The organism is Paraclostridium bifermentans (assembly GCF_964259345.1).
Classification (GTDB): domain Bacteria; phylum Bacillota; class Clostridia; order Peptostreptococcales; family Peptostreptococcaceae; genus Paraclostridium; species Paraclostridium bifermentans_B.
Map to the genome: position 1 here is coordinate 372,138 of NZ_CAXVJR010000001.1, position 10,946 is coordinate 383,083.

Genomic DNA, 10,946 nt, shown 5'->3' on the forward strand with positions numbered 1-10,946 from the left:
AATTACAAATAAAAAAAGCACATTAAGTTATAAATATTTTTTCTAACTTAATGTGCTTTTTTATTTAAATCCAGTTTTATTATTTTTCTTTTTTAAACCAAATAATACCTATAAACGTCTTAATTATTTGGACTAATGTCATTATGCATAATATAGCACTTACATAGTAAAATGCTCTCATTTCTTCTGCTGAATATATTAGTGTAAATCCTGTAAATGAAAGTACACATATAACCATAACAATCGTCATAACAGTTACTAACTTATTTAAATTAGACTTTCTCTTTAGATATAGTATGAGTACTCCTATCATTAATACTATAAGAGATATTATAACTGTATATTTTATAGTTTCTATAGGATATGTATTTTCCCAAATATAGTTTTTATGAACTACATGTCTTAACATTCCCATTTTATTTTGTGTAAAATAGTTTACCATGTATGCTCCAATTAACATACAAACTTGTAAAATCGTAATTAGTATATAAAAAATCTTTTTTGCTATTTTCATTTATATCAACCTTAACTTATTTTTTTGCTGCCTTATCTGTTGGTAGTTTGTCTACTGTAGTATATTGAACATTTCCACCATTAGGATCTCCTACTTGTACTGGAAGTTTTTCATCCATTTGCCACTCATTCCAACCACCATCATAAACAGACATGTTGTTCCATCCTGCATCATATGCTATTAACCAAGGTACAGATGCTCTCCATCCTGTTCCACAGTAGAATGAAAGTTCATTATCTTTACTAATATCAGAACCTGTCCATAATTTTTGCATTTCATCTGCAGTTATAACAGTTCCATCTTCATGTAGATAGTCTTGCATATTGTAAGGGTCACTTCCTGCATGTCCCCAAACTGCACCTTTAGGTTCTCCTGCTCTATCTATATAAGTGTATCCACTTGTTTTTCCATCAAATTCTTCCTTACTTCTTATACTTACTAAACGGAAGTTAGGATCATTTTTTAATTTCTCTTGAACTGTATCTATAGACATTATGTAATCTGGGTTAGCTGGTACTTTTGTTCCAAAGTCTTTTGCTGGTGTTGCTTCTTCTATTGTAGTTTCTACTGGATAACCTGCTTTTTCCCATGCTTCATATCCACCATCTAAAACTTTTACATTGTCAACCCCTGCCCAAAGATAAGCTTGTGCTACTCTACTTACAGCTGAAATGTCTGATCCATATAAAATTACAGTTTTATCTTTTGTTATTCCTAAGTCTAACATATTTTTTTCAACTACTTTAGGATCTGATATATTCCAAATAGGTTCAGATTCAACACTTGAAGTATCTACATGTATTGCCCCTGGGATATGACCTTTTGTATAAGTTGGACTATCTTTGTATGTACCCCATGATACTTCTAGTATCTCGTAATTTTTAGACTCTGGTTGATTTCCGTCAATTACACTTTGTACCCACTCAGGTGTTACAAATACTTTTTTTGTATCTACTTGCTCTGCTTTTACATCTGTTTTTTCTTTTGTTGCTTCTTGAGAATCGTTTGAAGAATTGTTACATCCTACTGCTAATATTGCTACCATTGAAGCTAAAACTAATGTGCTGATTAACCTTTTTTTCATGCTTAATCCTCCGTTATTTTTCTTTTTGTTTACAAAAATTTTATCTTGTTAATTTTAACACAATTCTCACAATTCCCCAATATTTATAGAAATTTTCTATACTTAAGCTTTGTAGTATTTATATTTTCTATACATCAAATATTAATCCAATATCTCTGAGTTATACGTTTATCTTTAATTATTTCATTTTCTAGATTGCCGCCATTATTTATAATTGTTTTTGAAGATGCAATATTGTCTTTATCACAAGTAATTAATACTTTTTCAATTTCTAAGGTTTTGCACTCTTTTAGAGCTAGTTTTAGCATTTCTGTTGCATATCCTTGTTTTCTTTTAGATTTTCTAACACTGTATCCTATATGGCCACCAAAGTTTAATAGATAGTCGTTTAATCTATGTCTTATATCTATCATACCAATTAACTCATTATTATCTATTGCAAGATATGTAGTTGCAGGAACTAATCCTTCTCTTACAGTTTCTTCACTTTTATTGTCTAGTAAAGCATCATACCATTCTTTAAAAGTTTGTGCATCTCTTAGTCCCGCAGTTCCGTCCATACTATCATTATTTTCTATAAACTCTTTTTTATAATCCATAACAATGTCTTCATGTTCTAATCTTGGAAAAACTAATTTCAATTTACCCATTAATCTACACCCACTTTATATAATTCTTAATAATAATTCTAAATATATACGATAATTTTATTATAGTACTTTTTTATAATAATTGTCACAACTTTATATTTTTATTAATTCGATGTCTTTGGGATTTACTCGCGTAATATATTATATATATTTATACATATATTTTTTTATATTTTTTTATTTTATATTTATAGGCAATTCCATAGACATCATAGACATCAACCCATTCAATACGTTGATATAACTTATCTAAGCCGATGTCCTTGGTGATGTCCTTGGGAAGTTTCCATAGACATCACGGACATCACATTTTGTCATTTTTTGTTTATTTTTACTTTCTCAACTTTATTAGTTAGATTTATTACTTTTATGAACTCATTATTTTTATAGTTTTCAAAGACATTTCATACCATTTCATGGACATTTTTACCCATTCCAAGGACATTGAATAGCATTCCAAGGACATCAAAATCATTATTTCAGACTAATTTTTTAACCAAAAATAAGAAAAAAATATTTATTTTAGCATAAATACTTTTTTAAAAACTACTAATTATTTATTTTTTCTTATGCTTTTTAACAACATAGTCAGCAAGTATTTTCTTATAATATATAGTTATTTATATTATCAAAAACCTCAATTCAAAAACAATCCATTCTTCTTTAATTTCTACTTTTATATTTCCTCCCATAGATTCTACCAAAAGTTTACTAACCGTAAGTCCAAGTCCTGAACTTTTATTACTTCGTGAATCATCTTTCATATAAAATCTATTAAATAAATATTTTTCTTCATATTTATCTAAATCATGTATATCGTTTGAAAATGTAATAATTACTACTTCTTCTATTTTCTCTAAATTCACCTTAAAGCTACTTTTACTATATTTAATAGCATTTTGAATCAAGTTTACAAAAACTCTTTCTATTGCATTTTTGTCTAAGTTAGAATATATAGGATTGTTATCAAGTTTTATTTCAACATCAATATTAGCTTTTTCAAAATCATTGTAAAAAATAAGTAATTGCTCTCTTAGCTCTTTATTAATATCTATAGGTTCTAAGTTAATACTATACTCTTTATTTTCTAACCTAGACAAATCATAAAATATTTGAATTAAATTTTGTAATCCCTTAGCTCTTTTTTCTATTATTGAAATGTACTCTCGTTTTTCATTTTCTGTTATTGTTTTATCTTTTATAAGTTCTAGATATCCACGAATAGAAGTTAGTGGTGTTCTTAGATCATGTGATATATTTTCAATTTCTTTTCTAATTTCAGATTCTCTATTTACGTATTTAATTTTTTCAAACTGTGACAGTTCTAAGTTCTTATTTATCTCTATTAATAATTTTTCAAAGTTTTTGTCAGGATTGAGTAATTTAAGTTTTCTATTACATTCTAAGTCTTTATCTATCTCTATTAAATTGTTTGTTACTTCTTTAATATTTTTTGATATTAGAAAAAAGCGTACAGAAAAATAAATACTTGGTATCAAAAGTATAATTAAAATTAAATTTATCATCTGTACACCTCCTTTGTATTTATCTTATTTCTCTTTTTTTAAATAGTATTAACCCTATACTATAAAAGATTGTCACTCCAACTATTCCTATTATAAAACATTTAATAAAACCTTCTTGAGTGCTCCAACTCATAATAAGTCTATCGTTTATCTCATCATATTTGGAGTAATCAACAATATTTAAAGGCATCCAGCTAGCCATTGTCTTTAGTATATCAATTTTTTTACCTGCTAGTGCCATTAATCTAGGTATTACTATCATTATTATTACCCAATATAGATTTGCATTTCCCTCGCTTTTACATATAAAATATAGACTGTGTATTAATACCATACTAACTAAAAATAATGGAATACATGCTGTTATAGCACGAAGTAACTCATTAAAGTATATTATTCCACTATCTTCAAGCATTAAGTATCCACTTATAACATATGCACTACTTATTAATACCAAGTTTATCATACATATAATTAATTCCATCAAAAACTTACCAAAGTATATTTGACTTCTTGAAATTCCATAAGCTATAGAATTTTTCAAAGTATTATTTTTAAACTCTTGGCCACAAATTATAGATACTAACGGTAAACACATTATCATAATTGCTCCCATCCATGTGTAAAAACTTGAAAATGAATATTCAGTATTTGCCCATTGAAAATCAGAGTGAGCATTGCCAAACATACCTAATGCCACATTCAAGAAAATTGCAAATGCCATACAACTAAATAAAAATATATAATTTCCTCTAGTGTGTATATTACGATAAATTTCACTTTTTATATAATTAAGCATTTTGACACTCTCCCATCAAAGACATATAGTATTCTTCAAGTTTTACAACTTTTTCATCTAGTTTAAGTAATCCTATATTATTTGAAATTGCAAGTTCACTTATTTCTATAGCTTCTCTTTTGCTATCAAATATTTGTATTATTTCTCCTGGTAATACTTTATAATCTGTATATCCTAGTTGTTGTTCTAACAATGCAGCGAATTTATTAGCATTAGTTACTTTGATTTCTAAAAAGCTTCTACAATTTTCATTAAGTTGTTTTGCACTTATCTCTTTAACTAATTTACCTTTGCTTAAAAATCCATAACAAGTTGCAATATTTGCTAGTTCAACTAATATATGACTTGATATTATTATAGTTATATTTTTTTCTTTATTAAGTTTTAATAATAAATTTCTAATTTCAATAATTCCAGATGGATCTAACCCGTTAATAGGTTCATCTAAAATTAAAATTTCTGGTTCAGTCATTATTGCAAGTGCTAGTCCTAATCGTTGTTTCATCCCAAGAGATAATTGACTAAACTTTCTCTTTTTCACATCTAATAGATTAACAATCTTTAAAGCTTTAGAAACTTTATCTTTACCTGGAATTCCTCTTTGAATTCTATAATACTCCATATTTTTCTCTACTGTAAGGTTTGGATAAAATGATGGACTCTCAATTATAGCTCCTATATTTTTTCTTTCTCTACTTAAATCTTTAGGTGATGATTTTGAAAATAATTCAAAGTTTCCACTACTAGCTTCAGATTGACCTGTTAATATTCTAAGTAAAGTTGTTTTCCCAGCTCCATTATTTCCAACTAACCCATATATATCACCTTTATTTACAGTAATATTTACATCTAATAAAGCATCACTATTACCATACTTTTTAGATAAATTATAAGTCTTTACTACTTCCTTCATATATTTCGCCCCTCTTATATTTTAAATATTTATAAGTAATTAACTTTTCTTACAGTAATAATGATATAAAAATATTTTTAATAAATAATCAAGAAAGTTTAAAGAAAGTTTAAAGATTTTTATTAATTGTTATTTAGTTTAAATCCAATTCCCCAAACTGTTTTTATGTACTCTTCATCTTCTACTACTTCTTTTATTTTTTTTCGTATATTACTTATATGAACATTTACAGAATTATCTTCTCCATAATAACCATTTTTCCAAACCAACTCATATAAAGACTCTCTTGAGTATACTTTATCTGGATTTTTAATTAATATTTTCAATATGTCAAATTCATGTCCTGTTAAATGTATAATTTCATTGTTAACTGTTACTTGTCTTGATTCTTCTTCTAACATAAGTTGTTTAAATTTATAATTATTGCTTTCTTTATTTTTAATTCCATAGCTTCTGTATCTTCTTAATTGAGAATTTACTCTAGCTACAATTTCATCTAATTCAAAAGGTTTTGTAATATAATCATCTGCACCTATATTTAGTAACTTTACTTTATCTTCCAATGCAGTTTTTGCACTTATGACAATTATAGGAATCTCTTTTTCCATTCTAATTTTATTAATCAATTCTTCACCATTTATTCCCGGCAACATTAAATCTAGAAGTATTATATCAAATTCAGATATAGATAGCTGTAATAATGCTTCACTACCTGAAAATGCTTGAGTTATTTGATATTCATGTTTTTTTAATGTTTTTGCTATTAGGTTATTTATATCTGCTTCATCTTCAACTACCAAAATACGATTTTCCACAATGATCTCTCCTCTATCTTGTATCAATATACATTCTTTATTATATAATAAATCTATTTTTTTACAAATTTTGGTACTTAGTAGTCCTAAATCTATATTCATAACATTTGATATTATATTGTTTTAAAATTTATTTATAAACTTTAATATAATTCAATATTGGGTATGTATATTAAAGCGAGGTGATAGAATTGTTTGATATAAAAGGATTTACTAAAACTCCAATAGAAAAATTAACTAAACTTAAAGTTGGAGATAAAATAGAACTTTTAACTTACAAAAAAGATAGAAAGGTAATTATAATAAAGAAAGATTTAAATATATATGATGTTATTGAGGATGGCTTTAACTATAATAAATTTGAAGATATTAGTTTAAATCAATTAGAAAAATTATTAAAAAAGCTACAGCGTATCGAGTTTCCTAGAAGCAATAAATATTTTTTAAAAATAATACCGTCTATAAGTATTGAACAACTAAATATGTGAGGTAATGATATGAACTATAATATAACTATAGATAATAATAAATATATAGAAAGGTTTTTCAACAAGTTCAAAATGTATGAAAATGATATAAAAAGTAATATTTACAATACTTTGCCAGAACTTATAGATTTTAAACCATATAAAATCAAGCCTGCCTATCATTTAAAAAGACATGGGTTAACTATTTTTGAATATAAAATTGTAGTTAATAAAAACAACTTTAGAGCAGGATATACTATTAATGATAATGATATTACTTTATTTTATATTACTAATACTATTATAAAAAGAGAATTTGTTAAAGAGTTAGAAAATACTAGTTTAATAGATTAGTTATTTATTCTATTTTTTAATAAATGGCTATGCTTTAATACTATGTTGATTAATGATATTAAAATAGCGAGATTTTTATCTCGCTATTTTTTAAGTATCTTCTCCTATATGCCCTTTATATTTTATAAGGATTTCATATTATTCTAAATCAACTCTAAAGCTGGATAATGGCTTAACATCTACAAGATTTTCAGTTACTAAAACATCTATATATTTTGGTATTTCACCTATATTTATTAGTTCATTTATTTGAGTATATACTTTATTATCTCCATCTGCTCCTGTAGACATTTCTAATTCTCGACCCTGATCATCCTTAACTATTATAAAATTATTATGAGGATTTCCTAAAGCTGGTTGAAAAGGAAGTTCTATTTTAACCTCGATGTAAGTGTTAGATATATCTACACTTTTCAGTGTATATTCTCCATCTTTTTTGTTAACTTCCACATGTTTAGTTATATCATCTATAGCATTAATATTAAAATCAAAAGACCATTCTCCTTTAATATCCCCTAGAAAATTAGGATGTTTATATTTAGATATATCAAAGCTAATGTTAAAGTTAGCATCATCTATATCATTACTAGGATCTAGTTCTAGTAAAAAACTATATTTAGCAGTATATTCATCAATAAATTCAATAACCCCTGGTCCATATCCATAAGAGATTGGCTCAACTCCATTTATATATAATTTTAAATTGTTTAGATACATATTTTTTTCACCATCTCCATAAGGCGAATCATCTATAGCTTTTATATATTCACTTTCCTTTAAAGGTTTATCTGTTTTTAATACCATATCTAAATATATTTTCTTTTTATCATACATTGCATTATCTATAGTAATCTCTAATCCATTGCTTTTACTTGATACATTGATAGGAGTAGTTTCAAGTTTCTGATTTTTATTTTCTTTATTATATTCAATATTAGAATCCTCATTAACAGATTCCTTTATTTTATCTAGCATAGTTGTAATTCCTGATATGTTTTTTATAAAATTAATCGCTACTGAAGGATTAAGTACTCCAAATCCTATAACTATAATAACTATAGATGCAACTGTTGATATTAATATATTAGTCTTTTTTCTTTTTTTATTCGTTCTTTGTGATGAGTTTAATCTTTCTTTCATTTTTATTTTTAAAATTTCATTATTATCAGTTTCTATTTTTTTATATTTATCTGTGTCTACTTTTACTTTATTGAAAATTTTAAACTTATCTATCATAATTTCACTCTCCTATTTTAAATATACTATTTCTAATTTTCTTTCTACCTCTCGATAATCTGCTATGTAAATTTGATACATTAGTTTTATGATCAACTGCAATTTCTTCTAATCTATCACCTTCTAAATAGTATCTAAAATTGAGTTTAATTGATTTAAAATAAAATTAAATCTATCAATTAAAGTGTTTTTGTATAATATTTTTTATTTATATATGATAATATTTATATATACTAGATATTTATGAAAATTTTAGTTTTTATTTAGGAGCATATTATGAATACACTTAAACATGAATCAGTAAATATCCACGATGATATAGGTGTAAAACTCTATCTCTCTGTTGACAATGGAAGTTTTACAGCTAAACACTGGCATTATAGTCTTGAAGTTATACTTGTACTTAACGGAAGCTTCGATCTTTTTATAGATGATGAAAAATTAAGCTTAAAGGAACATAATTTAATAATACTAAATCCCAAAAAAATTCATTCAGCCATTTGTTCTTCTGGTAATGAATCTATTGTTCTTCAAATTCCTTATAAATTTTTAGAAGACAATATACCTAATATAAATAATTTATATATTGATTATAAAGAATTACTCTATGATATTGATAATAGCGATGTATACAAATTAAAAGATATTTTAATTAAATTATACAAAGTATATAATGAAAAAAATCAACTTCATATATTAAACTCAAAAGCTTTATTATATGAATTTATCTATATTTTATATGAAAACTATTCCGTTTCTACAAATTCAGTTTCTTGTACGAATACGGATAAGTACTTTGATAGATTAAAAAGTATAACTGATTATGTAAAAGAAAATTATAAAGATCAAATTTCTTTGTCGACGACAAGTGAAGTTGTAAACTTAACCCCTCAATACTTATCTAGGTTTTTTAAAAAACACATGGGAATAACATTTACATCTTATGTAAATAATATCAGACTTGAAAAAATGTATAATGATCTTATAAATACAGATAATAATATACTGGATATTATTCATGATAATGGCTTTTACAATTATAAACAATTTATGAAATTATTTAAGAAAATATATAATTGTACTCCAAGCCAAAAGCGTCAACAAATAAATGAAACTAAAAAAAGGTGATGAATTATTCATCACCTTTTATATATTATCTACTTCTTAACTCATTTACTATTTCTCTACATTTACTTTCAGTTAGTGGGTACATCTTTATAAGTATTAACATACCTATTGTAAGTATAACCGGTATAATACCATTTACAGCTCTAATACCAGCTAAAGCTTGTGGAGTTTGAGTAGCATTTGCAACATATCCTGTCATAGTTAATACTAACCCTGGGACTAGACCCCCTAAAGCCATTCCAAATTTAAAGAAAAATCCTATTATAGAGTAAGTTATACCCTCTCTTCTCTTTCCTGTTTTTAATTGTCCATACTCAATAGTGTCAGGCACTAAGCTCCACATTATTCCAGTACTAGAATAAGCTATACCATGAATTATTCTAAGTATCATAAGTAAAGTTATCTGTTCTTTTCCTAAGAACATCATACCTATTGGAAGGGCTAAAGTAACTACTGTAAACCAAAATATTATATCTCTCTTATCAAATTTCTTTAATAAAAGCGGAGTTACTGCATATCCAACTAATACAGCACCTTTTCCTAATACCATATATGTTGGTATTAAGTCTTCTCTACCTAATACGTATTGGAAGAAGTATATACCAACAGCATCCATTATAGACATAATACCAAACATTAATATAAATATTAATGATAATATAACTAATGGATTATTGTTTTTAAGTAAAACTATGATATCTTTAAATCTAGCTTTTTCGCCATCTTCATTTACTACACTATATCTTTCTTTAGTTGTAAAGAAACAAAATACTAATAACAACCCACCTGCTATACCATATATTATCATTGTTTGTTGGTACCCCTTAGCCAGATTTCCTCCACCTAAGATCATACTTAATTTGGGCACTCCATAAGTTACTATAAGAGTTCCTACTGATGCAAAGAACATTCTTACTACAGAAAGATTTGCACGTTCTGTAGAGTCTTGTGTCATAGCTGAAGTTAATGCACCATAAGGTACATTTACTAATGTATATACCATTCCCAGTCCTATATAAGTACAAAATGCATATGCAAATTTTCCAGTAGGAGATAAATCAGGTACTGTAAAACATAAAATAGCTAATAATGCAAACGGCACTGATCCGTATAAAAGATATGGTCTAAATTTTCCATACTTCGATTTTGTTCTATCTACAACAACACCCATTATAGGATCATTTATACCATCCCATATTCTCGCTACTAAAAAAATCACAGATACTGCCATTGGAGTTAGTCCATATACATCTGTATAAAAATACATTAAAAACGCTCCAACTGTACTAAATATTAAGTTACATGCTAAATCCCCTGTAGCATAACCAACCTTCTCTAACCCTGAAAGCTTGTCACTTGCTATAACAGAGCCATCTATAGTTTGATCCATATTATTTTTCATATAATTCTTCCCCTTATATTTTTAGCTATTATAAATTAACTCAATCTAAATGCTTAAG

The 10,946-nt window shown here is 26.2% G+C and carries 12 protein-coding genes; 3 read left to right on the plus strand and 9 right to left on the minus strand.

The window, feature by feature from the left end; all coding sequences use genetic code 11:
- Nucleotides 1-79: 79 nt before the first annotated feature.
- From ACEXNK_RS01975 to ACEXNK_RS02005, 7 genes are all read right to left on the minus strand, one after another.
- Nucleotides 80-514: a hypothetical protein gene (locus tag ACEXNK_RS01975; RefSeq protein WP_373601070.1), complete on the minus strand. Its 435-nt coding sequence runs from the start codon at nucleotides 512-514 to the stop codon at nucleotides 80-82.
- A 16-nt stretch (nucleotides 515-530) separates the two neighbouring features.
- Nucleotides 531-1,598 carry a sulfurtransferase gene (locus ACEXNK_RS01980; protein ID WP_373601069.1) on the minus strand — a complete coding sequence of 356 codons (1,068 nt, stop codon included), beginning with the start codon at nucleotides 1,596-1,598 and terminating at the stop codon, nucleotides 531-533.
- Between the two features lie 134 nt (nucleotides 1,599-1,732).
- Complete coding sequence (locus tag ACEXNK_RS01985) at nucleotides 1,733-2,248, minus strand: GNAT family N-acetyltransferase (protein ID WP_373601068.1); 516 nt, start codon at nucleotides 2,246-2,248, stop codon at nucleotides 1,733-1,735.
- A gap of 620 nt (nucleotides 2,249-2,868) precedes the next feature.
- Nucleotides 2,869-3,774, minus strand: coding sequence for a sensor histidine kinase (locus ACEXNK_RS01990; protein ID WP_373601067.1), 906 nt, complete (start codon nucleotides 3,772-3,774; stop codon nucleotides 2,869-2,871).
- Between the two features lie 19 nt (nucleotides 3,775-3,793).
- Entirely contained in the window at nucleotides 3,794-4,573 is a 780-nt protein-coding gene (locus ACEXNK_RS01995) for an ABC transporter permease (protein ID WP_373601066.1), read from the minus strand.
- The gene (locus ACEXNK_RS02000) at nucleotides 4,566-5,486 is read right to left on the minus strand and encodes an ATP-binding cassette domain-containing protein (protein WP_373601065.1); all 921 of its coding nucleotides are present in this window, start codon (nucleotides 5,484-5,486) and stop codon (nucleotides 4,566-4,568) included. The genes ACEXNK_RS01995 and ACEXNK_RS02000 overlap by 8 nt, the downstream gene beginning before the upstream one ends.
- Nucleotides 5,487-5,608: 122 nt before the next feature.
- Complete coding sequence (locus tag ACEXNK_RS02005; RefSeq protein ID WP_373601064.1) at nucleotides 5,609-6,301, minus strand: response regulator transcription factor; 693 nt, start codon at nucleotides 6,299-6,301, stop codon at nucleotides 5,609-5,611.
- 191 nt (nucleotides 6,302-6,492) lie between these two features.
- Here ACEXNK_RS02005 and ACEXNK_RS02010 point away from each other — a divergent pair, with 191 nt between their 5' ends.
- The gene (locus ACEXNK_RS02010; protein WP_373601537.1) at nucleotides 6,493-6,789 is read left to right on the plus strand and encodes a hypothetical protein; all 297 of its coding nucleotides are present in this window, start codon (nucleotides 6,493-6,495) and stop codon (nucleotides 6,787-6,789) included.
- A 9-nt stretch (nucleotides 6,790-6,798) separates the two neighbouring features.
- Entirely contained in the window at nucleotides 6,799-7,122 is a 324-nt protein-coding gene (locus tag ACEXNK_RS02015) for a hypothetical protein (protein WP_373600430.1), read from the plus strand.
- A gap of 138 nt (nucleotides 7,123-7,260) precedes the next feature.
- On the opposite strand, the gene ACEXNK_RS02020 is transcribed toward ACEXNK_RS02015, so the two are convergent.
- The gene (locus ACEXNK_RS02020; protein WP_373600431.1) at nucleotides 7,261-8,358 is read right to left on the minus strand and encodes a DUF4179 domain-containing protein; all 1,098 of its coding nucleotides are present in this window, start codon (nucleotides 8,356-8,358) and stop codon (nucleotides 7,261-7,263) included.
- A gap of 276 nt (nucleotides 8,359-8,634) precedes the next feature.
- Here ACEXNK_RS02020 and ACEXNK_RS02025 point away from each other — a divergent pair, with 276 nt between their 5' ends.
- Nucleotides 8,635-9,486, plus strand: coding sequence for an AraC family transcriptional regulator (locus tag ACEXNK_RS02025; protein ID WP_373600432.1), 852 nt, complete (start codon nucleotides 8,635-8,637; stop codon nucleotides 9,484-9,486).
- Nucleotides 9,487-9,511: 25 nt separating this feature from the next.
- Here the strand turns inward: ACEXNK_RS02025 and ACEXNK_RS02030 are convergent, their stop codons facing one another.
- The gene (locus tag ACEXNK_RS02030) at nucleotides 9,512-10,888 is read right to left on the minus strand and encodes a glycoside-pentoside-hexuronide (GPH):cation symporter (protein WP_373600433.1); all 1,377 of its coding nucleotides are present in this window, start codon (nucleotides 10,886-10,888) and stop codon (nucleotides 9,512-9,514) included.
- Nucleotides 10,889-10,946: the final 58 nt, after the last annotated feature.

Bases quoted from the DNA above. Each gene is read 5' to 3' on its own strand.
- ACEXNK_RS01975 (WP_373601070.1), bottom strand. From the start codon at position 514: ATGAAAATAGCAAAAAAGATTTTTTATATACTAATTACGATTTTACAA.
- ACEXNK_RS01980 (WP_373601069.1), bottom strand. From the start codon at position 1,598: ATGAAAAAAAGGTTAATCAGCACATTAGTTTTAGCTTCAATGGTAGCA.
- ACEXNK_RS01985 (WP_373601068.1), bottom strand. From the start codon at position 2,248: ATGGGTAAATTGAAATTAGTTTTTCCAAGATTAGAACATGAAGACATT.
- ACEXNK_RS01990 (WP_373601067.1), bottom strand. From the start codon at position 3,774: ATGATAAATTTAATTTTAATTATACTTTTGATACCAAGTATTTATTTT.
- ACEXNK_RS01995 (WP_373601066.1), bottom strand. From the start codon at position 4,573: ATGCTTAATTATATAAAAAGTGAAATTTATCGTAATATACACACTAGA.
- ACEXNK_RS02000 (WP_373601065.1), bottom strand. From the start codon at position 5,486: ATGAAGGAAGTAGTAAAGACTTATAATTTATCTAAAAAGTATGGTAAT.
- ACEXNK_RS02015 (WP_373600430.1), top strand. From the start codon at position 6,799: ATGAACTATAATATAACTATAGATAATAATAAATATATAGAAAGGTTT.
- ACEXNK_RS02020 (WP_373600431.1), bottom strand. From the start codon at position 8,358: ATGATAGATAAGTTTAAAATTTTCAATAAAGTAAAAGTAGACACAGAT.
- ACEXNK_RS02025 (WP_373600432.1), top strand. From the start codon at position 8,635: ATGAATACACTTAAACATGAATCAGTAAATATCCACGATGATATAGGT.
- ACEXNK_RS02030 (WP_373600433.1), bottom strand. From the start codon at position 10,888: ATGAAAAATAATATGGATCAAACTATAGATGGCTCTGTTATAGCAAGT.